The following is a 22,882-nucleotide window of genomic DNA, read 5'->3' as shown; positions in this document are numbered from 1 at the left end:
TTGAAAGTTGGGAAAGAGGAAAAGGAGGCGGGCTCAGTAAGGCGCGGCCGGGTACTGGGTCTTGAAGCGTTGCCGTTCCACCAGATCCTTGTGCAGCCGGGCGGCAGCCTTGTCGGCCGGGATGAAGACCGCGCTGCTGCCGTTCTTCTGGGCAAAGTCCTTGAAGGCGGCCCCTTGGACAGCCTTGTGTACTGCCGCTGTGAGGGCAGCCACCACAGCGGGCGGGGTGCCGGCGGGAGCGAAGAGGCCGTCCCACACGGTGAGGTCCGGCTCGTTGAGGCCGAACTCGGTCACTGCGGGTACCTCGGGTAGTTCCGGTAGGCGGTTCTTGCCTACTACCACCAGAGGCGTGAGCTTGCCCTCCTTGTACTGTGCGGCAGCCAGGGAGAGGCCCGCCGTGCCCACCGGCAGGTGGCCGGCGATGAGGTCCGCCACCAGGGGGCCGGTACCCTTGAAGGCCACCTTGGTCAGATTGGCCTGGTGCTTGTGGATCAGCCAGTCGTAGAGGATGTCGCTGGTAGCCCCATTGCCGGTGGAGCCCACGGCCAGGGGTGGCTGGTTGCGATCCTTGATGCGGGCAAGGAAGTCCTGGTAGCGCTTGAGGCCGGTGGAGGGGTGGGCCGAGAGGATGTAGGCCGTCTCCGCCACCAGGGCCACGGGAGTGAAGTCTTTCACCGGATCGAACTGCACCGGCTCGTTGGAAGAGACGACGGAGCCTACCAGGGAGACGGTGTTGCCAAACAGCAGGGTGTGGCCGTCGGCCTTGCTGCGGGCCACGTGGCGCACCCCGATGACGCCGGTGGCGCCGGGCTTGTTCTCCACCAGCACCGGCTTGCCCAGGGTGGCTTCCAGCTCCCGGGAGAGAATGCGGGCGAAGGCGTCGGAAGGGCCGCCGGCGGCCCAGGGCACCACCAGGTGGATTTCCTTGCTGGGCCAGGGCTCCTCAGCCTGGGCGGCGGGAGTGCCGAGGAGGCCGCTGGCCAGCAGCAGGGGGCCGAGGAGGAGGGCGGCGCGGCGCTGGAGGTGGTGGGTAATGACGGTCATGGCGGGGTGGGAAGGGTGGAAAGAGGGGGAAAGGTCCCCACCATAAGGGCCCGTTGTGCCGCTGCCGAACGACTTAAAGCGCATATCAATATGGGATGCCCGGCGCATAAGAAAAGCATCATTCCTTCTAATGGGGCGGTGCAATGCCGGGGGTAGAGTGGCCGCCTCTTCACGCTTCCACGGGAACAGCAGCCATGTCGGAACAAATTGCGCCGGTACCCCCGGCCTTCACCCGCTTCCAGGGAACGCCCTACACCCCCAACATCGGCCTGGAGATCAGCGGCCTCGACCTGGCAGCGCCCATCGACGCTGCCACGGCGGCGGAGCTGCGCCTGGCCCTGGCCCACCACGACGTGCTCTTCCTGCGCGACCAGTCCCTCACCTCCGCCCAGCAGGTGGCGGTGGCCCAGGTCTTCGGCAACCCCTCCCGGGAGAAGACCTACTTCCCCGCCAGCGCCGAGCACGAGCTGGTGGAATTGGTGGAGACCAAGGCCGGCGGCCCCCGCTACACCACGGACCAGTGGCACAACGACACCAGCTACCTGGCCGAGACCCCGGCCGGGGCGGTGCTGGTGGCGCGGGTGCTGCCCGAATCCGGTGGCGACACCCTGTGGGCCAGCGGCCGCCGGGTGTACCAGTCCCTGGCGCCGGAGCTGGCCCAGTGGCTGGAGCGCCTCACCGCCCTCCACTCTATCGACCACAGCGGCTGGCCCGAGATCATCCGGGCCAAGGGTGAGGAGGCCTATCGGGAAGCCAGGGCCCGCCACCTGCCGGTGTCCCACCCCATCATTCGCAGTCATCCGGTGACCGGGGAGAAGTACGTCTTCGTCAATCCCAAGTACACCGAGCGCATCAACGGCCTGCCCCGGCACCAGAGCGACACCCTGCTGCAATTCCTCTTCGCCCAGTTCGAGCGCCCCGAGTTCCAGGCCCGCCTGCGCTGGGCCCCGGGGACCGTGGCCATCTGGGACAACCTGACCACCACCCACTACGCGGTGCCCGACTATCTGCCGGCCTACCGGCTGATGCACCGGGTGACTTTCTAAATTTGAAGGGGCGGAGCCGGTGAGCCGCAGTGCGGATTTCCTGGTGGTGGGGGCCGGCATCATCGGCCTCTCCATTGCCCGGGAGCTGAAGCGCCGCCACCCGGACCAGTCCGTGCTGGTGCTGGAGAAGGAAGACCGGCTGGGGCGCCACTCCAGCGGCCGCAACAGCGGCGTGCTGCACAGCGGCCTGTACTACGCCCCCGGTTCCCTCAAGGCCCGGCTGTGCCGCCAGGGGGCGGCGGAACTGGCCCGCTTCCACGAACAACATGGCCTGCCCCTGCGCCGCTGCGGCAAGCTGCTGGTGCCGACCCACCCAGAACGGGCCGAGGCCATGACGGTGCTGGAGGAGCGGGCGTGGCAGAACGGCGTGCAGGTCGAGCGCCTGGACGAAGGAGAGCTACGGCGCCTGGAGCCGGAAACCCGCTCCGCTACCGGCGAGGCCCTGTGGGTGCCGGAGACAGCGGTGGGTACTCCCGCCGCGGTGTTGCCGGCCCTGCTGGGAGAGGTGGAAGCCCTGGGCGCCACCTTACAGCGGGGCGCCGAACTGCGGAATGTGGATGTTGCACGGCGCCAGGCCATCCTCAGCAGTGGTGAGCGCCTTTCCTTCGGCCTGGCCATCAACGCCGCCGGACTCCAGGCCGACCGGGTGGCCCACCGCTTCGGCGTCGGAACGCGCTACGCGCTGCTGCCCTTCAAGGGCCTTTACTGGCGACTGGACCCGGCCTCCGGCATCCACCTCAACCATCTCGTTTACCCCGTGCCCGAACTGGGCATCCTCTACCTGGGCGTGCACACCACCACCGCCAGCGACGGCACGGTCTATCTCGGCCCCACGGCGGTGCCGGCCTGGGGGCGGGAAAACTACCGCGGCCTGGCCGGCATCGATCCCCGGGAGCTGCCGCGCATCGCCGGTCAGCTAATCAGCATGGGGTGGCGGGATACGGACGGCTTCCGCCAGCAGGCCTGGCAGGAAGGGCGGCGCTGCTTCAAGCCCTGGTTTTTCGAGGCGGCGCGCCAGTTGCTGCCCCGGCTGCGGCCGGAGCATTTGCAGCCCGCTGCCAAGGTGGGCCTTCACCCCCGCCTCTACGACCGGGAGCGGGGCAGGTTAGTGAAAGACTTCGTGCTCGAGGAAGGCCGCCACTCCCTACACATCCTCGGCGCCACCTCGCCGGCCTGGACCAGCGCCTTTCCCTTTGCCCGCCACGTCTGCGACTGGCTGGCGGCGTCGTCTTCCCCTGTTTCCGCTTCCCCATCCCCTGAACCGATCGAAGGACTTTCTGCATGAGCCAAAGCCTCACCCACAGCGACGCCGCCTGGAATGCCCGCGTCGAACTCGCCGCTGCCTGCCGCCTGACCCATCTCTTCGGCTGGACGGACCTGCTGGCCACCCACATTTCCATTCGCGTGCCGGGGCGCCATGACCGCTACTACGTCAATCCCCTGGGCCTGCTATTCGATGAAGTGACGGCCTCCAGCATCCTCGAGGTGGATGTGGACGGCAGCGTCATCGTCGAACCGGGTCGCGGCCAGGGCGACCTCAATCCCGCCGGTACCGTCATCCACGGCGCTATCCACGCCACCGGCTCGCCCCAGGCCGAGGCTGTGGTGCATCTGCACTCCCGGGAGGGGGTGGCCGTTTCCTGCCAGCGGGACGGTCTGCTGCCCCTCAACCAGATGGCCCTGATGATCTACGCCGACGTCGCCTATCACGACTTCCAGGGCGTGGTGCTGGACAACGAGGAGCGGGATGGGCTGCTCCGGGACCTGGGGGACAAGCACAACCTCATCCTGCGCAACCACGGCACCCTTTCCATCGGCCGCACCATGGCCGAAGCCTTTGGCCGCATCTGGCGCCTGGAACGGGCCTGCCGTTTCCAGCTGGCGGCCCAGTCCGCCGGGGTGCCGCTGCAGGAACTGCCGCCGGAGGTGATTGCCCGCACCGTGGCCCAGGCCAAGCAGATCACCGGTGACCAGTCCGGTTTCTTCCCTGCTGGCAAGCGGGAATGGGCGGCCCACCTGCGGCGCCTGGACCGGGAGTTGCCCGGCTACAGGGACTGATTTCCTGCCTTGGTGGCCTGGGCAATTTCCCGCTACAGGCCAGCCCAAAGAAAAAGGCGCGAGCATTGCTCGCGCCTTTTGTGCTTGGAGAAGGACCGATTCCTTACAGCAGCACCCGCTCGATGCCGCCGTTGTTGGCCTGCTGCACGTATTTGGCCATCCAGTCCTCGCCCAGCAGGGTTTTGGCCATTTCGACGACGATGTAGTCGGCCTGCAGGTCGGCATCCGGCTCGTAGCGGGAGAGGCCCTGGAGGCAGGACGGGCAGGAGGTGAGGATCTTCACCTGATCCTGGACGCCACCGGGTTGGCCCGTTTCCTGGCGCAGCTTGGCGGCGCCCTTCTCGATCTCCTGCTGCTTGCGGAAGCGCACCTGGGTAGAGATGTCGGGACGGGACAGGGCGAAGGAGCCGGACTCGCCGCAGCAGCGGTCGTTGAGGTCCACGCGCTGGCCCATCAGGTCGTTCACCACCTTGATGCCCGAGTAGGTCTTCATCGGCGTGTGGCAGGGCTCGTGGTACATGTACTGGGTGCCCTTGACGCCTTCCAGCTTGACGCCCTTCTCCAGCAGGTACTCGTGGATGTCCAGCAGGCGGCAGCCGGGGAAGATTTTCTCGAATTCGTACTTCTGCAGCTGGTCCATGCAGGTGCCGCAGGACACGATCACCGTCTTGATGTCCAGGTAGTTGAGGGTGGTGGCCACCCGGTGGAACAGTACCCGGTTGTCGGTGATGATCTTCTGCCCCTTGTCTTCCTGGCCGGCGGCATTCTGCGGGTAGCCGCAGCACAGGTAGCCCGGGGGCAGCACGGTGACGGCGCCGGTTTCGTAGAGCATGGCTTGCGTTGCCAGGCCCACCTGGGAGAAGAGGCGCTCGGAACCGCAGCCGGGGAAGTAGAAGACCGCATCCGAATCCTCGGTGGTCTTCTTCGGGTCCCGGATCACCGGCACCACGTGGTCGTCCTCGATATCCAGCAGGGCCCGGGAAGTGCGCTTGGGCAGGTTGCCCGGCATGGGCTTGTTGATGAAGTGGATGACCTGGGCTTTCACCGACGGACGGCCCAGGGTGGCGGGCGGGTGCTGCAGAATGTCCTTGGTCAGGCCGAAGGTCTTGGCCAGCTTCACGCCCAGGCGCTGGGCCTTGTAGCCCCAGCCGATCATCATGGTGCGGGCCAGCTTGATGGTGGCCGGGTCCTTCATGGTGAGGAACCACATGGTGGCGGCCTTGCCCGGGTCCAGCTTCTTCTTACCCTGCTTGCGCAGGAAGTTGCGCATGGCTACCGAGACGTCGCCGAAGTCGATATCCACCGGGCAGGGTTTGACGCAGCGGTGGCAGACCGTGCAGTGGTCGGCCACGTCGTTGAACTCGTCGAAGTGCTGCAGGGAAATACCGCGGCGGGTCTGCTCCTCGTAGAGGAAGGCCTCGATCAGCAGGGAGGTGCCGAGGATCTTGTTGCGCGGGCTGTAGAGCAGGTTGGCCCGGGGCACGTGGGTGGAGCACACCGGTTTGCACTTGCCGCAGCGCAGGCAATCCTTGATGGACTCGGAAATCTTGCCGATCTCGGATTGCTCCATGATCAGGGACTCAGCCCCGAGCAGGGAGAAGGAAGGTGTATAGGCGTTGTGCAGGTCACCGCCGGGCATCAGCTTGCCCTTGTTGAAGCGGCCTTCCGGGTCCACCTTCTGCTTGTAGGCGCGGAAGGGGCCGATTTCCTCTTCGGTGAGGAATTCCAGCTTGGTGATGCCGATGCCGTGCTCACCGGAGATGACGCCATCCAGGGAGCGGGCCAGGTGCATGATGCGCTCCACCGCCTTGTTGGCGGTCTGCAGCATTTCGTAGTGGTCCGAGTTCACCGGGATATTGGTGTGTACATTGCCGTCGCCGGCGTGCATGTGCAGGGCCACGAAGACCCGGCCGCGCAGCACTTCCTTCTGCACGGTGGCCATCTTCTCAGAGAGGGGCCGGTAGGTGGCGCCGTTGAAGATGTTGTCCAGGGGCTCCTTCAGCTCCTTCTTCCAGGAGGCGCGCACGGAGTAGTCCTGCAGGCGGTGGAAGAGGGTCGGGTTGGCGGCCCGGTTGGTCAGCTCGCCAGCCACCACGCCGAATTCGGCGAAGCGCTGCTCGGCCTCGGCCAGGGGCAGGTCCAGGTTGTCCAGCAGCCACTGCCAGCGGGCGCGCACGTCGCTGATGTGTTCCAGGGCCCGCTCGCGGCGGTCCTCGATGAGCACGTCCTTGTCCAGCTTGGTGTCGGCGCTGTTGACCGGCAGGTCGCCCTTGAAGAATTCGGTCAGGGCATCGCACAGGTCCAGCTTGTTCTGCAGGGACAGTTCGATATTGATGCGCTCGATGCCGTCGCAGTAGTCGCCCATGCGCGGCAGGGGGATCACCACGTCCTCGTTCACCTTGAAGGCGTTGGTGTGCTTGGAGATGGCGGCAGTGCGGGAGCGGTCCAGCCAAAATTTCTTGCGGGTTTCCGGGGTGATGGCGATGAAGCCTTCGGCGCCGCGCACATTGGTCATCTTGACCACGTCGGAGGCGGCCTGCATTACGGCATTCTCGTCGTGGCCGACGATGTCGCCGATCAGCACCATCTTCGGCCGGCCGTGGCGCTTGGCCTTGGTGGCGTAGCCGACGGCCTTCACATAGCGTTCGTCCAGGTGCTCCAGGCCGGCCAGCTGTACACCGGCCTTGTGGCCTTCGCCACCCGGCTTGAAGTAGTCGGTGATCTCAACGATGGAGGGCACGGCCTCCCGCACCTGGCCGAAAAACTCCAGGCAGACGGTGCGGGTGACCGGGGGCATCTTGTGCAGCACCCAGCGGGCGGCGACGATGATGCCGTCGGTGCCTTCCTTCTGCACCCCGGGCACGCCGCCGAGGAACTTGTCGGTGACGTCCTTGCCCAGGCCGGTCTTGCGGCAGGCAGCGCCGGGCAGGGCCAGCACTTCTTCGGAGAGCAGCTTGTAGTTCTTGGCGTCGAAGCGCTTCAAGCGGAATTCCACCTTCTCCTGCTCGTGAATCTTGCCGAAGTTGTGGTTGAGGCGTTCCACCTCCAGCCAGTTGCCGTCCGGCGTCACCATCTTCCACCAGGCCAGGTTGTCCAGGGCGGTGCCCCACAGCACGGCCTTCTTGCCGCCGGCGTTCATGGCGATGTTGCCGCCGATGCAGGAGGCGCTGGCGGAGGTGGGGTCCACGGCGAAGACGCGGCCAGCGGCCGAGGCAGCTTCGGAGACGCGATCGGTAACCACGCCGACGCTGGTGCGGATGGTGGCGTAGGGCTTGTCGTGGCCGGGCAGCACGGTCTCTTCCACCGGGCCGATGTCGATCAGCTTCTCGGTGTTGATGACCACGGAGAGGGGCGACAGGGGCACGGCGCCGCCGGTGTAACCGGTGCCACCCCCCCGCGGGATGATGGTTAGGCCCAGCTCGATGCAGCTCTTCACCAGGGGGCCGATTTCCTCTTCGGTATCGGGGTAGAGGACGACGAAGGGGTACTCGACGCGCCAGTCGGTGGCATCGGTGACATGGGAGACCCGGGCCAGGCCGTCGAAGGCCACATTGTCCTTGCGGGTGTGGCGGGTCAGGGCCTTGAGCGCCTTCTTGCGCAGCATCAGGGTGTCGACAAAGCGCTGCTCGAAGCGGTCCACGGCCTTGTGGGCGGCTTCCACCAGCTGGGCCACCTTGCGGCTGCGCTCCGGGTCTTCGCCGGCGGATTCGCTGCGACGCTTTTCCACTTCCGTCAGGCGATGACGCAGGGCCTGCACCAGGGCGTCGCGACGGCTGGGCGTGGCCAGCAGGTCGTCTTCCAGGTAGGGGTTGCGCTGCACCACCCAGATATCCCCCAGCACCTCGTAGAGCATGCGGGCGGAACGGCCGGTGACCCGCTCGGTGCGGAGTTCATCCAGCACGTGCCACATGTCTTCGCCCAGCAGGCGGATGACGATCTCCCGGTCGGAGAAGGAGGTGTAGTTGTAGGGGATTTCGCGCAGACGTGCAGTCATCGGAAGGGGGCGGCGTGGGCCGAGTCTTTCAAAAGGTGAATTTTAACGTATTGCGGTGCATCAGGCAGGGGCGGAAACGCGCGCCTTGCCAGGGTCATGGCGCCAGCAGGGCCGTCCCTTGGGCGACCACCCAGTAACGGGCCAACTTGCCGGCGGCCATGAACAGGGTGCAGGGCAACCAGTGCAGGCGCAGCCAGCCGGCCGCCACGCACAGGGCGTCGCCCACCAGGGGCGCCCAGGCCAGGAGCAGGCTGGCACTACCGAAGCGGCGCACCTGTTCGAGGTGGGCCAGGCGCTCCAGGGAGCGGGCAGGCAACAGCCGGCCGGCCCCATAAGACGTCAATCCGCCCAAAGTGTTCCCCAGGGTGGCCCAGAAAAGTGCGGCCGGGGCATCGCCCGGGTGGGCCACGAGAAAGGCGACGAGGGCCGCCTCCGAGCCGCCGGGCAGCAGGGTGGCGGCCAGCAGGCTGGCAAGGAAGAGGGCGCCGAGGCCGGCGGCGGGGTCGGCAAACCAGTCGAGCATGGCGATTGGGGCAGGTGGTGGAAGATGGCGAAAGGCGGGTGGCTGGTGGGGCTGGGGCCGGTGCGGAAGATATGAGGACGATGCCCTTGGGCACGGCCTTCCCATTATCCCCCATGTTCGTTGGCAGGCACCGCCCGGCGGCGCCCCCTTCATGGACTTGGCCCCACCCGGGGGGTACACTGACGTGCTTTACGCTCCCGGCATCCCTACCGTCCATGCAGCACGATTATCTGACCAAGATCCTCAACGCCCGGGTCTATGAGGCCGCCGTCGAAACGCCCCTCGAACTGGCACCCAATCTCTCCCAGCGCCTGGGCAACCGTTTCTACTTCAAGCGCGAGGACATGCAGCCCGTGTTCTCCTTCAAGCTGCGCGGCGCCTACAACAAGATTGCCCACCTGACCCCGGCCCAGCTGCAGCGCGGCGTCATCTGCGCTTCCGCCGGCAATCACGCCCAGGGCGTGGCCCTTTCCGCCGCCAAGATCGGCTGCCGGGCGGTCATCGTTATGCCCACCACCACACCCCAGATCAAGGTCCAGGCCGTGGCCTCCCGGGGGGGCGAGGTGGTGCTGGCCGGCGAGTCCTACGACGAGGCCTATGCCCATGCGGTGGAACTGGAGAAGGCCGAGAAGCTGACCTTCGTGCACCCCTTCGATGATCCCTATGTGATCGCCGGCCAGGGCACCATCGGCATGGAAATCCTGCGCCAGCACGGCAAGCCCATCCACGCCGTGTTCGTCGCCATCGGCGGCGGCGGCCTGGCGGCCGGCGTGGCCGCCTACATCAAGGCGGTGCGGCCGGAGATCAAGGTCATCGGCGTGGAAACCTTCGACGCCGACGCCATGAAGCAGTCCATTGCTGCCGGCAAGCGGGTGCGCCTGGACAACGTGGGTCTCTTCGCCGATGGCACTGCCGTGAAGTTTGTCGGTGAGGAAACCTTCCGGGTCTGCCGCGAATTCCTGGACGACATCATTCTGGTAGATACGGATGCCATCTGCGCCGCCATCAAGGACGTCTTCGAGGACACCCGCTCCATCCTGGAGCCCTCTGGTGCTCTGGCCATTGCCGGCGCCAAGGAATACGCCAAGCAGCACAAGCTCAAGGACAAGTCCCTGGTGGCCGTGGCCTCCGGCGCCAACACCAATTTCGACCGTCTGCGCTTCGTTGCAGAGCGGGCCGAGGTGGGTGAGCAGCGGGAGGCCGTGCTGGCTGTGACCCTGCCGGAGAAGCCCGGAGCCTATAAGAAGTTCGTTGCCCTCATCGGCAGCCGCAACATCACCGAATTCAACTACCGCTTCCATGACGCGGGGGAAGCCCATGTCTTCGTCGGCGTGCAGGTGGCCAACCGGGCCGAATCCACCAAGCTGGTGGAGAGCCTGAAAAAGCACGGCTACGCGACGCTGGACCTGACCGACGACGAAATGGGCAAATTGCATGTCCGCCACATGGTCGGCGGCCATGCACCCCAAGTGCAGAACGAGCTGCTCTACCGCTTTGAGTTCCCCGAGCGGCCCGGCGCCCTGATGAACTTCCTCAACCGCATGAGTTCGGGCTGGAACATCAGCCTCTTCCACTATCGCAACCACGGTGCCGATTACGGCCGGGTGCTGGTGGGCATGCAGGTGCCGCCGGCGGAGATGAACGAGTTCCAGGGCTTCCTCGATGACCTGGGCTATCACTATTGGGACGAGACGGCCAACCCGGCCTACCGCCTCTTCCTCGGTTAAGGGGCAGGGCGGTCGCCGGACGCTGTCCACGCCGCCCAGTTCCAGCGACTTGCGCCATGTCTCCGCGTTCCGGCACCGTCCTCGCCCGCTACCTGGCCCTGGCCTACACCCTGCTGGTGATCTACGCCAGCCTGCATCCCTTCGCCGGCTGGCGGGACCTGGGTCTCTCTCCTTTGGCCTTCCTCGAGGCCGGCTGGCCTCGCTACTGGACCGTTTTCGATCTGGCGGTGAATGTCGGGGTGTATCTGCCCCTCGGCTTTCTCCTCGCCCTGGCCCTGCCCACGCCCTGGCTACCCAGGCTATTGCCCAGCCTGTTCGCAGTGCTGCTGGGGGGCGGCCTCTCCTTCTCTCTCGAAGCCATCCAGACCTGGCTGCCCAGCCGGGTGCCCTCGAACCTGGATCTGGCCTGCAACACCCTGGGCGCCGTGCTGGGCGCCGGTATTGCCTTCTTCCACGGTGAGCGTCTGTTCCAGCGCCTCACGCACTGGCAAGGCCGCCTGGTGGCGGAGCTGCCCCATGCCGAGTTGGGGGTGGTGCTGCTGGGCCTCTGGCTGGTGACCCAGCTGTCGCCGGAGACCTTGCTCTTTGGCAGCGGCGACCTGCGCAGCCTGCTGGGACTGCCCCTGGCGGTGCCTTTCGCACCGCCCCTGTTTCAGGTGGTGGAAGCCCTCATCGTTGGCGCCAAGGTGGTGGCGGTCGGCCTTTTTGCCCGGACCCTGCTGGCACCCCGCTGGCCGGCCTGGATCGGGCCGCCCCTGCTCATTCTGGCGGCCCTGGGGGTGAAGTCCCTGGCCCTGGCCGTGCTGGTCAGCCCCGGTGACGCCTTTGCCTGGTGGAGCGAAGGGGCCCGCCTGGGCCTGCTCTGGGGTGGCGTCGCCCTGGCGGCCCTGGTCTGGTTGCCGGCCAACTGGCGCATTGCCCTGGCCGGGCTGGCCCTCATGGCAGCGACGGTGCTGGTGAACCTGGCACCGGAAAATCCCTATTCCGCTGCCGCCCTGGCCGTCTGGCGGCAGGGCCATTTCTTTAATTTCAATGGCCTGACCCGGCTGACCGCCGTGCTTTGGCCTTTTGCTGCCCTGCCGTACCTGATGCTGCTGGGACGACGGCTATAATTTGCCCCGGTGATTTCTTCACCTATCCTCGTTCCACCCTTACCGGATTGCCCTCATGAGCTACTACCAACACCACGCCTTCATCTGCTGCAACCAGCGCGCCGAAGGGGAAACCTGCTGCAACGCCCTGGGGGCCAGTGAACTGATGGCCTACGCCAAAGACAAGGTGGCCGCCGCCAAGCGCAACGGCCCCGGCCAGGTGCGTATCAACAAGGCCGGCTGCCTGGGCCGCTGCGACAACGGCCCGGTGATGGTGGTGTACCCGGAAGAGACCTGGTACACCTTCCTCGACAAATCCGACATCGACGAGATCGTGGAAGAGCACCTGATCCACGGCCGCATCGTCGAGCGCCTGAAGATCTGACCATGCGCGTCGAACCCGAACTGCTGCTCCTCGACGGCCCCGCTGGCAAGATCGAGGTGATTCTGGAGAATCCGGGCGCCCCCAAGGGAATCGCCCTGATCGGCCATCCCCATCCGCTGTTCGGCGGCGCCAATACCAACAAGGTGGCCCAGACCCTGGCCCGCACCCTGGTGCAGCTGGGCTATGCCGCCCTGCGCCCCAACTTCCGCGGCGTCGGTCAGAGCGAAGGCAGCCACGACGAAGGCCAGGGCGAGAGCGATGACATGCTGGCGGTGCTGGAATATGCCAAGGAGCGCTTTGGCCACCTGCCCGTGGTGTTGGCCGGTTTCTCCTTCGGCGCCTACGTGCAGGCCAAGGTGGCGGCCCATCTGGCCGAAGCCGGCCATCCTGCCCAGCGTCTGGTGCTGGTGGGTACCGCCTCCGGCCACGTCGAGGGCGCACGCCAGTACAACACCAGCGCGGTGGCACCGGACACCATCGTCATCCATGGTTCGAAGGATGAAACCGTGCCTTTGGAAAACGTGTTGGCCTGGGCCGAGCCGATGGACCTGCCGGTGGTGGTGGTGGCCGGGGCGGACCATTTCTTCCACCGCCGCTTGCATGTCCTGAAAGACATCATCACCCGCGCCTGGCGCCATTAGTTCTTTCCCGCTTGCGCCAGCGTCGTTGCAACCGCCTTGCCGTAGTCGGGCTACTGTCCCACAGGGACTTCCGTTGGTCGTCTGCGGCGGTTGCGCCTAGCTGGCGCTGCGCCTAACCGTTTTTGGGGACTTCCCTCTCGTGCAACCTCTGGTCGTTGACTCTCTCGTTAAGCGCTACGGCGATTTCACGGCCGTGGACGGGGTTTCCTTCGCCGTCGAGCCGGGCACTTGTTTCGGCCTGCTGGGGCCCAACGGGGCCGGCAAGACCACGACGTTGCGCTGTTGTCTCGGGCTGACGGCGCCGGCGTCTGGCACGGTACGTCTGAACGGTCTGCCGGTGCCGGAATCAGCCCGCGAGGCCCGTCTTCAGGCCGGGGTGGTGCCCCAGTTCGACAACCTGGACCCGGATTTCACCGTGGCCGAGAACCTGCTGGTGTACGGCCGCTACTTCGGCCTGGCCGATGCTGCCATCCGTGCCCGTATTCCCGAACTGCTGGATTTCGCCGGCCTGGCGGGCAAGGAGAAGGCGCCCCTGCGCAGCCTCTCCGGCGGCATGAAGCGGCGCCTGACCCTGGCCCGGGCCCTGGTGAACGACCCGGATATTGTCTTTCTCGACGAGCCTACCACCGGCCTCGATCCCCAGGCCCGGCACCTCATCTGGGAACGCCTCAAGGCCCTCACCGCCCGGGGCAAAACCCTCATCCTCACCACCCACTTCATGGACGAGGCGGAACGCCTCTGCCACCAGTTGGCGGTGATCGACCACGGCAAGCTCATCACCCAGGGTAGCCCCCAGGAACTCATCGTCACCCACATCGAACCCCAGGTGGTGGAAGTCTTCGGCGAGGATGCGCCGCGCTGGGCCGAGACCCACGGCCCGCTGGCTGACCGCTGTGAGGTGTCGGGTGAAACCGCTTTCTTCTATTGCCGGGAACCGGCCCCATTGCTGGCCGCCCTGTCCAGTGCTCCGGGCCTGCGCTACATCCACCGCGCCGCCAATCTGGAAGATGTCTTCATCAAGCTGACCGGCCGCGAACTGCGGGATTGACCATGATCGTTAGCCTCTACGCCCCGCCCCGTCTTTCCTCACGCTGGTTTGCCGTCTGGCAGCGCAATTTCCTGGTGTGGCGGAAGATGGCCTTGCCCTCCATTCTTGGCAATCTGGCTGACCCGCTGATCTACATGCTCGGCCTGGGCTATGGCCTGGGCAGCTTGCTGCCGGAGGTGGCGGGTTCGTCCTACGTGGCCTTTCTTGCGGCGGGTACGGTGTGCGCCAGCACCATGAATGCGGCGACTTTCGAGGCCCTCTATTCCGCCTTTTCCCGCATGCATGTGCAGAAGACCTGGGAGGCCATGCTCAATGCACCCCTGGAGCTGGAGGACGTGATGCTGGGCGAACTGATCTGGGCCGCCACCAAGAGCCTGCTTTCCGGCTGTGCCATCCTGGTGGTGATCTTTGGCCTGGGTTTGGCGACATCGCCCCTGGCCCTCGGGGTGTTGCCGGTGATCCTGCTGACGGGTCTGGCCTTTGCGGCCCTGGGGCTGATCATCAACGCCCTGGCACCTTCCTACGATTTCTTCATGTACTACTTCACCCTGTTCATTACCCCCACCACCCTGCTCTCGGGCGTTTTCTTCCCCCGGGAGCAGCTGCCAGAGGCGGTGCAGGGGGTGACCCAGATTCTGCCCTTGATCCATGCCGTGCAGCTGGTGCGGCCCCTCTTGCGCGGTGAGGTGCCGGCCCAGGCCGGGTTGCACGTGGCGGTGTTGCTGGCCATTACGGTTGCCGCTTTCCTGGTGGCCCTGGTGCTGACCCGACGCCGTCTGTTGCGCTGAGATGGCGGCAGGTGCAGGTAGATCAAAACGCGAAACGCCGCTCTCGGCTAAGATGGCCCCATGACGACCTCCAAAAACGCTTCCCAGGTGCTGCTGGTGCAGACCAATTGTCCGGACGGTGAAACCGCCGCCCGAATTGCCGCTGCCCTGGTGGACGAGCGCCTCGTCGCCTGTGCCAGCGTCCAGGCCCCGTGCGCCTCCATCTACCGCTGGGAGGGCAAGGTGGAAATGGCCACCGAAACCCCCTTGCTGCTGAAGATTGCCGCGGACCGCTACCCGGAGGTTCAGGCGCGCCTGCTGGAAATGCACCCTTACGACGTGCCGGAAATCGTTGCCTGGCCCGTGAGCCAGGGGCTGCCCGATTATCTTGACTGGGTTGTGACCGAAACCCGCCCCGAGTGATGCCGTGACTGCTTCCGTTTTTACCTGCCTGTGGCGCCAGCTGCTGCCGTTTCTGATCGTACTGGGCCTGGCGCTGCCGGCTGCCGCTCAGGAATTCCTCGACCCCCTGGTGGCCTTCAAGCCCGAGGCCAAGGCCCTGGACGACAAGACCGTGGAGGTGCGCTACAGCATCGCCAAGGGCTACTACCTGTATCGGGACAAATTCAAGTTTGCCGCCGAGGGCGCCACGGTGGGCACCCCCGTCTTCCCTGCCGGCAAGAAGAAGCATGACGACAACTTCGGCGACGTGGAGGTCTACTACAAGGAAGTGGCTATCCGCCTGCCGTTGGAGACCGCACAGTCCGGCCCCGTCAGCCTCAAGGTGACGGCCCAGGGCTGTGCCGATGCGGGGGTTTGCTACCCGCCTCAGGAGCAACAGCTGAGCGTTACCCTGCCGGCGCCGGGCAGTGTGTCTGCCGCCCCGGCTGCGGCAGAAGGCGATGCCCTTGGGGACGAGAGCGGCCATATCGCCGGCCTGCTGAAGAACGCCGGCTTCTGGCTGGCCGTTTCCTCCTTCTTCGGCTTCGGCCTGCTGCTGGCCCTGACGCCCTGCGTCTTCCCCATGATCCCCATCCTCTCCGGCATCATCGTCGGCCAGGGGCATCACGTCTCCCGCAGCAAGAGCTTCCTCCTTTCCCTGGCCTACGTGCTGGGCATGGCGGTGACCTACGCCGCCCTGGGCGTGGTGGCCGGTCTCACCGGTACCCTGCTTTCCGCCGCCCTGCAGAATCCCTGGGTGCTGGGGGGCTTCGCCGGGGTCTTCGTGGTGCTGTCCTTCTCCATGTTCGGTTTCTACGAACTGCAATTGCCCAGCTTTCTGCAGAGCAAACTGTCGGAAGAGGCCAGCCACCTGCACGGCGGCCATCTGGCGGCGGTGTTCGCCATGGGGGCGCTGTCGGCGGTGATCGTCGGTCCCTGCGTCGCCGCGCCCCTGGCCGGTGCTCTGCTCTACATCGGCCAGACCGGCGATGCGGTGCTGGGCGGCGTGGCCCTCTTCGCCATGGCCCTGGGCATGGGCGTGCCTTTGTTGCTGGTGGGGTTCTCCGCCAATACCCTGCTGCCCAAGTCCGGCCCGTGGATGGAGGCGGTGAAGCAGGCTTTCGGCGTCATCCTTCTCGGCACCGCCCTGTGGCTGGTGGCCCCGGTGTTGCCGGCGGCGTTGGTGATGGCCGGCTGGGCTCTGCTGCTGATCGTTCCTGCCGTGTATATGCATGCCCTGGATCCCCTGCCGCCCCGGGCCTCGGGCTGGCAGCGCTTCTGGAAGGGCATCGGCATCGTCATGCTGCTGGCCGGTGCCGCCCTGGTGGTGGGCCTGGCTGCCGGCTCCCGGGACCCCCTGCAACCCCTCAAGGCCCTGGCGGGGAGCCCCAGCGGCGGCAGCGCCGTTGCAGCGGCCCCCGCCGTGCCCTTTACCCGGGTAAAATCCGTGGCCGACCTGGATGCCCGGGTGCAGGCTGCAGGCAAGCCGGTGATGCTGGATTTCTATGCCGACTGGTGCGTCTCCTGCAAGGAGATGGAACGTTTCACCTTCAGCGACGCCAAAGTGCAGGCCAAGCTGGCCGGCTTTACCCTGCTGCAGGCCGATGTGACCGCCAACAGCGCCGACGACAAGGCCCTGTTGCAGCGTTTCAACCTGTTCGGCCCGCCGGGCATTATCTTCTTCGATGCCAAGGGCAAGGAAATTCCTGGCCTGCGGGTGGTCGGCTTCCAGGATGCGCCCACCTTCCTGCAGGTGTTGCAGCGGGCGGCTCCCGGCACCTGATCGGTGATTGTTTTTGATGTTTTAGGCCGATATTTTTCGCTTTTTTCCCGGGGTTGCCCGGCATAGTATTGAAGCCCCAATAGCGGCGCGCGCCTTGAAGTAAGCGTTGCCGGAAAAACAGATCAATAAAATTCAACAGATCCTACGTTCATGGAATCCACTCCCCGCCTGCCGGCCGTGACCCTGGTGGCCAGTTGCGAACTGCCCACCCCCTGGGCCACCTTTCGCCTCCACGGCTTCCAGGAAACCGCCTCCGGCAAGGAGCATCTGGCCCTGACCCTGGGCGAAGTTGCCGACGGCCAGCCGGTGCTGACCCGGCTACACTCCGAGTGCCTGACTGGCGACGGCCTCTTTTCCCTGCGCTGCGATTGCGGCCCCCAGCTGGAAGCCGCCCTCGCCGCCATCGCCAAGGAAGGCCGCGGCGTGCTGCTCTACCTGCGCCAGGAAGGCCGGGGCATCGGCCTGCTCGACAAGCTGCGGGCCTACGCCCTGCAGGATAAGGGGCTGGATACGGTGGACGCCAACCGGGCCCTGGGCCTGCCCGACGACGCCCGGGATTACGGCGTCGCCGCCGCCATGCTGAAAACCCTGGAGATTTGCGCCCTGCGCCTGATGACCAACAACCCGGCCAAGGTCAGCGCCCTGGAAAGCCGGGGCGTCAGCATCGCCGAGCGGGTGCCCCACGTGGCCGGCCGCGGCCCCCGCAACCAGGCCTATCTGGATACCAAGGCGGCTCGCATGGGCCACCTGCTGCCCTGGCTCGAGCAGGACTAGGAACATCGATTCGACATGGCCCGGCGCCGCTGCGCCTGACCGCTGGTGCAGCATCTCCCGTGAGCCATTTCCAGCCCGTTTCCCCGCTTCCGGAAGCCCCCGGGGCGGCGTGATAAAATCCCCTCCCTCAACCCCCATTTCCCGAGATAAATCCATGTTTTCCGGTATCGTCGCGGCCGTCGGTCGCATCACCCATCTGACCGCCCGGGAGGCCGGCTTCCGGCTCACCGTGGAACCTGGCGGCCTGGACATGGCGGACGTAGCCCTGGGTGACTCCATCGCCCACAACGGCGTCTGTCTCACCGTGGTCGAGAAGACCCCCAGCCACTACTGCGTGGATGTCTCCCCCGAGACTCTCTCCTGCACCGTGGGTCTGGCCGAGCCCGGCCCGGTGAACCTGGAAAAGGCCCTGTGCCTGGCGGACCGCCTGGGCGGCCACTTGGTTTCCGGCCACGTGGATGGCTTGGGTACGGTGACCCGTTTCGATCTCATCGGCCAGGGCAAGGAAGCCAACCGCCTGCTGGAGATCGAAGCCCCGGCAGATCTGGCCAAATACCTGGCGCGCAAGGGCTCGGTCACCGTGGACGGGGTCAGCCTCACCACCAACACGGTCAGTGGCAGCACCTTCACCATCAACCTCATCGCCCACACCCTGGAAGTCACCACCCTGAACCGCCTGCATGTGGGCGCCAAGGTGAACCTGGAAGTGGATTTGATTGCCCGCTACGTCGAGCGCATGCTCAATCCGGAAGCCTGAACACCATGAACGCTGCAACCGTTAGTGCCCTGTCCTCCGTCCAGGAGATCGTTGCCGACATGCGTGCCGGCAAGATGGTCATCCTGGTGGATGAAGAGGATCGGGAAAACGAAGGGGACCTGGTCCTCGCCGCCGAACACGTCACCCCGGAAGCCATCAATTTCATGGCCAAGTTCGGCCGTGGCCTCATCTGCCTCACCATCACCGAGGCCCGCGCGCGCCAATTGGGCCTCTCCCAGATGGCCCGGGACAACAAGACCCCCTACGGTACCGCCTTCACTGTCTCCATTGAGGCAGCAGAAGGGGTCACCACCGGTATTTCCGCCCATGACCGGGCCAAGACCATCCAGGTGGCGGTGGCCAAGAACGCCCGTCCCGACGATATCGTCCAGCCGGGCCACGTGTTCCCCATTACGGCCCGGGAAGGTGGCGTGCTGGTCCGTGCCGGCCATACCGAGGCCGGTTGCGACCTGGCTGGCATGGCCGGCTTGGAGCCTTCTTCCGTCATCTGCGAGATTCTCAAGGAAGACGGCAGCATGGCCCGCCTGCCGGACCTGATCGAATTTGCCAAGGAACATGGCTTGAAGATTGGCGCCATTGCCGACCTGATCCACTATCGCAGCCAGAACGAAACGCTGGTGGAAGCCCTGCGGGTCAAGACCGTGCAGACGCCCCACGGCGAGTTCCAGCTGCATGCCTTCCACGACCGGGTGGCCGACGAGGTGCACCTGGCCCTGGTCAAGGGCGAGATCAAGGCCGAACAGGAAACCCTGGTGCGGGTGCATGAACCCGTCTCCGTCCTCGACTTTCTCGACCCGGCCGGTGGTGCACATACCGTCTCCATCGACAAGGCCCAACAGGCCCTGGCTAAGCACGGCAGCGGTGTCATCGTGCTGCTGCACCGGCCCCAGAGCGGCAGCGATCTGCGCGCCGCCCTGTGCCCGGAAAAGGCGGCTGCCCCGGCGCCGAAGAAGTGGGATCCGCGCATCTACGGCATCGGCGCCCAGATCCTGCGCCAGCTTGGCGTGCGCAAGATGAAGCTGCTCTCCAGCCCGCGCCGCATGCCTTCCATGACCGGTTTCGACCTTGAAGTCACCGGTTTCGTCACCGATATCGAAAGCCTGTAAACCATGGCCCGTTACGACAACATTCCCGAACACGACATCAACCTCAACGGTACCGGCCTCAAGGTCGGCATCGTCATGGCCCGCTTCACCCTGGATGTCTGCGAAGGCCTGCTCTCCGCCTGTACCGCCGAACTGCAACGCCTGGGCGTGGCAGCCGGCGACATCGCCATTGCCACAGTGCCCGGCGCCCTGGAAATTCCCCTGGTGCTGCAGACCATGGCCCAGACCGGCAAGTACGATGCCCTGGTGGCCCTGGGGGCAGTGATCCGCGGCGAGACCTACCATTTCGAGGTGGTTTCCAACGACTCCTGCCGCGGCGTCCTGGAAGTGCAGCTGAAGACCGGGGTGCCCATCGCTAACGGCATTCTCACCACCGAAAACGACGACCAGGCCCTGGTCCGTATGCAGGTCAAGGGCGCCGACTGCGCCCAGGCCGCTGTGGAAATGGCCAATCTGCTGAAGGCCGTCGGCAAGTAATTTATCCGCCGGGAGCGCCCCACCGGGGCTTCTCGGCCAACCTGAAGTGAAGGCAACACCATGACCGAAGCCAAGAAGCCCGCCGGCAAGCCCGCCGCCGCCAAATCCCCCCGCCGCCGCTCCCGGGAGTTCGCCCTCCAGGGCCTGTACCAGTGGCGCATCGGCGGCCAGGATGAGGCCACCATCGAGGCCCACATGGCCGACGTGGCCGGCTTTGAGAAGGCCGACCGGGAGTTCTTCGTCGGCCTGGTGCGCGGCGTCCTGGCTCAGCGCGAGGCCCTGGTGGCCGATCTGGCGCCTTTCCTCGACCGGGGCTTTGATGAGATGTCTCCCATCGAGGCCTGCATCCTGCTGATCGGTGCCCTGGAGCTGACCCATCACCCGGAGACCCCTTACAAGGTCATCATCAACGAGTGCATCGAACTGGCCAAGGGCTACGGCGGCACCGACGGCCACAAGTACGTGAACGGCGTGCTCGACAAGCTGGCCGGCAAGCTGCGTCCCGTGGAAGTGGAAGCCAAGCGCAGGCAGCAGCGCGGCTGAGTTTCGTCCCTTCCCTCGGGGCACAGCGGCCACGGAGTTTGCTCTGTGATCCCTGTGCCCCTTGTCTTTCCGCCGCCATTGCCCCATTGCTGAGCCTGCCATGCCCTCCGAATTTGAACTGATCGCCCGCCACTTCGCCGGCCCGACGCCGGGGGCCGTGCTCGGTCCCGGCGACGACTGCGCCCTGCTGCAGCCCTCGCCCGGCATGGAGCTGGCGGTGACCACCGACATGCTGGTGGCCGGCGTGCATTTTCTCCCCGACACCGACCCGGAGGGCTTGGGCTGGAAGACCCTGGCGGTGAATCTTTCCGACCTCGCCGCGATGGGAGCCAAGCCCCGCTGGGTGCTGCTCGCCGGCAGCCTGCCGGAGGCCGACGAGGCCTGGCTGGCCGCCTTCGCCAAGGGCTTCTTCACCCTGGCCAAGGCCAGCAAGGTGGACGTGGTGGGGGGCGACACCACCCGGGGACCGCTCAACCTGTGCGTCACCGCCATGGGCGAAGTGGCGCCGGGCCAGGCCCTGCGCCGTGATGGCGCCCAGCCTGGGAACGATCTGTGGGTTTCCGGCCAGCCCGGCCTGGCAGCCCTGGGTCTGGCCCAGTTGCAGGGAAGGATTCAACTGCCCGAGGCGCTGGTGCAGCGTTGTGTCACCGCCCTGCAGCGGCCCCGGCCCCGCGTCGCGCTTGGCCTGGCGCTGGTGCAGCGGCAGCTGGCTACAGCGGCCATCGATATTTCCGACGGCCTGTTGGCCGACGTCGCCCACATTGCCGAACGTTCCGGGGTGGAGTTGCGCATCAACGTGGGCCAGCTGCCCCTGCTGCCCAAGGGCGTGGACCCGGTGCTGGCCCAGCGTTGCCAGCTGGCCGGTGGCGACGATTACGAACTGGCCTTCACCGCACCCGTGGCGCAGCGCATGGCCTTGGCCGCCCTGGCCGCCGACCTGGAGCTCCCCCTGTGGCGCATCGGCTATGTGGCCGAGGGGGGCGAGGGAACCGATAAGGCCCAGAAGGCCGGCCAAGTGAGCCTGTATGATGGCGACGGGGCGCCACTGCCCCCCGAATTCATGGACCAATTCAAGGGATACGATCATTTCCGTGCGACCTGACCTGCGCTTCCTCTTCTCCCACCCGGCCCACTTCGTTGCCTGCGGCATGGGCAGCGGTCTGTCCCGCTTTGCGCCGGGCACTGCCGGCACCCTGTTCTCCTGGGCGGTCTATAACCTGATCCGCCCCAATTTCAACGAAATGGGCTTCCTGGTGTTCCTCCTCGTCTGCTTCGTCGGTGGCGTGCTGGCTTGCCATCGGACCGGGCAGGACCTGGGGGTGGTGGACCACGGTTCCATCGTCTGGGACGAGATCGTGCCCTTCTGGCTGGTGCTGTTCTTCTGCCCGGCGGGTGGCCCCCTGTGGCAGATGCTGTTGTGGCAGACGGTGGCCTTCTTCCTCTTCCGTTTCTACGACATCGTCAAACCCTATCCGGCCAATTATTTCGATGAGCAGGTGAAGAACGGCTTCGGTGTGATGATGGACGACGTCTTTGCCGCCCTGTACACCATCCTCAGCATTGCCGTGCTGTATTACCTGCTGCGGGGCTGGCTGTGAGCGCCGCGCCGCAGCAGTCTGAGCTGGAGGCCCTGGCGGCCCGCCTGGGCGCGGCCCTGTTGACCCGGGGCGAGCGTCTGGCCACGGCGGAATCCTGCACCGGTGGCTGGATCGGCCAGTGCGTTACCGCCATCGCCGGCAGTTCCGAATGGTTCGATCGGGGGTTCGTCACCTACAGCAACGACGCCAAGCAGGAGATGCTCGGCGTGCCGCACCAGACCTTGCGCCGCGAAGGGGCTGTTTCGGAAGCCACGGCAGCCGCCATGGTGGAAGGCACCATCGGCCGCAGCCGCGCCCAATGGGCGGTTGCGGTGAGCGGTATTGCCGGGCCCAGCGGCGGCAGCCCGGCCAAGCCGGTGGGCACCGTGTGCTTTGCCTGGGCCGGGCCGGAGGGTTGGCGCCTGGTGGAAACCTGCCACTTCGAAGGTGACCGGGAAGCCGTGCGGGCCCGCACCGTGGCCCATGCCCTGGCCGTCCTCCTGGCTCGGGCCGCAACACCCTTGCTGGCCTGAAGCCGCCGGCTGGATTACCATCGAAACCTATATTTCTTTGTCCGGAGCCCGCCATGAAAGGCAATAGCGAAGTCATCAAGCTGCTCAACGATCTGCTGGCCGGGGAGCTGATGGCTCGGGACCAGTATTTCATCCACGCCCGCATGTACGAAAACTGGGGCCTGAAGAAGCTCAACGAGCGCATCTGGCACGAAATGCAGGACGAGACGGAACATGCCGACTGGCTGATCAAGCGCATCCTCTTCCTCGAAGGCACCCCGGGCATGACCCCGGCCAAGTCGATGAAGATCGGCAAGAACGTGCTGGAGATGCTGAAGAGCGACCTGGCCGTGGAGCTTTCCGTGGTCAAGGAACTGCGGGCCGCCATGGCCGTCTGCGAGACCCACAAAGATTACGTTACCCGCGACATGCTGCTGAAAATGCTGGATGACACCGAGGAAGACCACACCCACTGGCTGGAGCAGCAGCTGAAGTTGATCGAACTGCTGGGCCTGGAGAACTACCTGCAGTCCCAGATGGGAGAGGCCAGCGCCAGCTAAGCTGCTG

Annotated in this window: 23 protein-coding genes; 20 read left to right on the top strand and 3 right to left on the bottom strand. The window is 65.9% G+C overall.

The annotated features are described in order from the left end of the window. Window positions 1-33: 33 nt before the first annotated feature. Window positions 34-1,044 (bottom strand): tripartite tricarboxylate transporter substrate binding protein, encoded by a 1,011-nt coding sequence (locus tag AZSI13_RS07465; RefSeq protein WP_109040547.1) that lies wholly within the window; start codon window positions 1,042-1,044, stop codon window positions 34-36. Window positions 1,045-1,238: 194 nt separating this feature from the next. On the opposite strand from AZSI13_RS07465, the gene AZSI13_RS07460 reads away from it, so the two are divergent. The 3 genes from AZSI13_RS07460 to AZSI13_RS07450 are packed head-to-tail and all read left to right on the top strand — an operon-like array spanning window position 1,239 to window position 4,148. Continuing rightward, a complete protein-coding gene (locus AZSI13_RS07460) occupies window positions 1,239-2,090 on the top strand; it encodes a TauD/TfdA family dioxygenase (protein ID WP_109040546.1) in 852 nt (283 codons plus the stop codon). 19 nt (window positions 2,091-2,109) lie between these two features. After that, window positions 2,110-3,375: an L-2-hydroxyglutarate oxidase gene (gene lhgO / locus AZSI13_RS07455; protein WP_109040545.1), complete on the top strand. Its 1,266-nt coding sequence runs from the start codon at window positions 2,110-2,112 to the stop codon at window positions 3,373-3,375. Beyond that, window positions 3,372-4,148: a class II aldolase/adducin family protein gene (locus AZSI13_RS07450; RefSeq protein ID WP_109040544.1), complete on the top strand. Its 777-nt coding sequence runs from the start codon at window positions 3,372-3,374 to the stop codon at window positions 4,146-4,148. The genes lhgO and AZSI13_RS07450 overlap by 4 nt, the downstream gene beginning before the upstream one ends. A gap of 103 nt (window positions 4,149-4,251) precedes the next feature. On the opposite strand, the gene AZSI13_RS07445 is transcribed toward AZSI13_RS07450, so the two are convergent. After that, the gene (locus tag AZSI13_RS07445) at window positions 4,252-8,142 is read right to left on the bottom strand and encodes a DUF3683 domain-containing protein (RefSeq protein ID WP_109040543.1); all 3,891 of its coding nucleotides are present in this window, start codon (window positions 8,140-8,142) and stop codon (window positions 4,252-4,254) included. A 94-nt stretch (window positions 8,143-8,236) separates the two neighbouring features. Further along, window positions 8,237-8,665 carry a YqaA family protein gene (locus AZSI13_RS07440; RefSeq protein ID WP_109040542.1) on the bottom strand — a complete coding sequence of 143 codons (429 nt, stop codon included), beginning with the start codon at window positions 8,663-8,665 and terminating at the stop codon, window positions 8,237-8,239. Between the two features lie 215 nt (window positions 8,666-8,880). On the opposite strand from AZSI13_RS07440, the gene ilvA reads away from it, so the two are divergent. The 17 genes from ilvA (at window position 8,881) to bfr (ending at window position 22,875) form a co-directional block, all read left to right on the top strand. Next, the gene (ilvA, locus tag AZSI13_RS07435) at window positions 8,881-10,392 is read left to right on the top strand and encodes a threonine ammonia-lyase, biosynthetic (protein ID WP_109040541.1); all 1,512 of its coding nucleotides are present in this window, start codon (window positions 8,881-8,883) and stop codon (window positions 10,390-10,392) included. A 56-nt stretch (window positions 10,393-10,448) separates the two neighbouring features. Next, window positions 10,449-11,504, top strand: a complete 1,056-nt coding sequence (locus AZSI13_RS07430; protein WP_109040540.1) for a VanZ family protein — start codon at window positions 10,449-10,451, stop codon at window positions 11,502-11,504. 55 nt (window positions 11,505-11,559) lie between these two features. Next, the gene (locus AZSI13_RS07425) at window positions 11,560-11,868 is read left to right on the top strand and encodes a ferredoxin (RefSeq protein ID WP_109040539.1); all 309 of its coding nucleotides are present in this window, start codon (window positions 11,560-11,562) and stop codon (window positions 11,866-11,868) included. A gap of 2 nt (window positions 11,869-11,870) precedes the next feature. Further along, window positions 11,871-12,509, top strand: coding sequence for an alpha/beta hydrolase (locus AZSI13_RS07420; RefSeq protein WP_109040538.1), 639 nt, complete (start codon window positions 11,871-11,873; stop codon window positions 12,507-12,509). A 139-nt stretch (window positions 12,510-12,648) separates the two neighbouring features. Further along, window positions 12,649-13,557 carry an ATP-binding cassette domain-containing protein gene (locus AZSI13_RS07415; RefSeq protein ID WP_109040537.1) on the top strand — a complete coding sequence of 303 codons (909 nt, stop codon included), beginning with the start codon at window positions 12,649-12,651 and terminating at the stop codon, window positions 13,555-13,557. Window positions 13,558-13,559: 2 nt separating this feature from the next. After that, window positions 13,560-14,345: an ABC transporter permease gene (locus AZSI13_RS07410; protein ID WP_109040536.1), complete on the top strand. Its 786-nt coding sequence runs from the start codon at window positions 13,560-13,562 to the stop codon at window positions 14,343-14,345. A gap of 60 nt (window positions 14,346-14,405) precedes the next feature. Further along, complete coding sequence (cutA, locus tag AZSI13_RS07405; protein WP_109040535.1) at window positions 14,406-14,747, top strand: divalent-cation tolerance protein CutA; 342 nt, start codon at window positions 14,406-14,408, stop codon at window positions 14,745-14,747. A 4-nt stretch (window positions 14,748-14,751) separates the two neighbouring features. After that, a complete protein-coding gene (locus tag AZSI13_RS07400) occupies window positions 14,752-16,548 on the top strand; it encodes a protein-disulfide reductase DsbD (RefSeq protein WP_109040534.1) in 1,797 nt (598 codons plus the stop codon). 168 nt (window positions 16,549-16,716) lie between these two features. Beyond that, a complete protein-coding gene (gene ribA, locus AZSI13_RS07395) occupies window positions 16,717-17,322 on the top strand; it encodes a GTP cyclohydrolase II (RefSeq protein ID WP_369406658.1) in 606 nt (201 codons plus the stop codon). A gap of 154 nt (window positions 17,323-17,476) precedes the next feature. Then, window positions 17,477-18,079, top strand: a complete 603-nt coding sequence (locus tag AZSI13_RS07390) for a riboflavin synthase (protein ID WP_109040532.1) — start codon at window positions 17,477-17,479, stop codon at window positions 18,077-18,079. A 5-nt stretch (window positions 18,080-18,084) separates the two neighbouring features. Then, window positions 18,085-19,206: a bifunctional 3,4-dihydroxy-2-butanone-4-phosphate synthase/GTP cyclohydrolase II gene (gene ribBA / locus AZSI13_RS07385; RefSeq protein WP_109040531.1), complete on the top strand. Its 1,122-nt coding sequence runs from the start codon at window positions 18,085-18,087 to the stop codon at window positions 19,204-19,206. A 3-nt stretch (window positions 19,207-19,209) separates the two neighbouring features. Then, the gene (gene ribH / locus AZSI13_RS07380; protein WP_109040530.1) at window positions 19,210-19,683 is read left to right on the top strand and encodes a 6,7-dimethyl-8-ribityllumazine synthase; all 474 of its coding nucleotides are present in this window, start codon (window positions 19,210-19,212) and stop codon (window positions 19,681-19,683) included. 60 nt (window positions 19,684-19,743) lie between these two features. Next, window positions 19,744-20,226, top strand: a complete 483-nt coding sequence (nusB, locus tag AZSI13_RS07375; protein WP_109040529.1) for a transcription antitermination factor NusB — start codon at window positions 19,744-19,746, stop codon at window positions 20,224-20,226. A 100-nt stretch (window positions 20,227-20,326) separates the two neighbouring features. Then, window positions 20,327-21,328, top strand: coding sequence for a thiamine-phosphate kinase (thiL, locus tag AZSI13_RS07370; protein WP_109040528.1), 1,002 nt, complete (start codon window positions 20,327-20,329; stop codon window positions 21,326-21,328). Continuing rightward, complete coding sequence (locus AZSI13_RS07365) at window positions 21,318-21,824, top strand: phosphatidylglycerophosphatase A (protein WP_109040527.1); 507 nt, start codon at window positions 21,318-21,320, stop codon at window positions 21,822-21,824. The genes thiL and AZSI13_RS07365 overlap by 11 nt, the downstream gene beginning before the upstream one ends. Beyond that, window positions 21,821-22,336: a CinA family protein gene (locus tag AZSI13_RS07360; RefSeq protein WP_109040526.1), complete on the top strand. Its 516-nt coding sequence runs from the start codon at window positions 21,821-21,823 to the stop codon at window positions 22,334-22,336. Before AZSI13_RS07365 ends, AZSI13_RS07360 begins: the two co-directional genes overlap by 4 nt. Window positions 22,337-22,389: 53 nt before the next feature. Further along, window positions 22,390-22,875, top strand: coding sequence for a bacterioferritin (gene bfr, locus AZSI13_RS07355; RefSeq protein ID WP_109040525.1), 486 nt, complete (start codon window positions 22,390-22,392; stop codon window positions 22,873-22,875). Window positions 22,876-22,882 lie beyond the last annotated feature (7 nt).

The sequence above is a fragment of the Azospira sp. I13 genome (assembly GCF_003112695.1).
Lineage (GTDB): Bacteria > Pseudomonadota > Gammaproteobacteria > Burkholderiales > Rhodocyclaceae > Azospira.
Note: the sequence above shows the minus strand (reverse complement) of the source record. Positions and strands in the feature narration are given on the sequence as shown.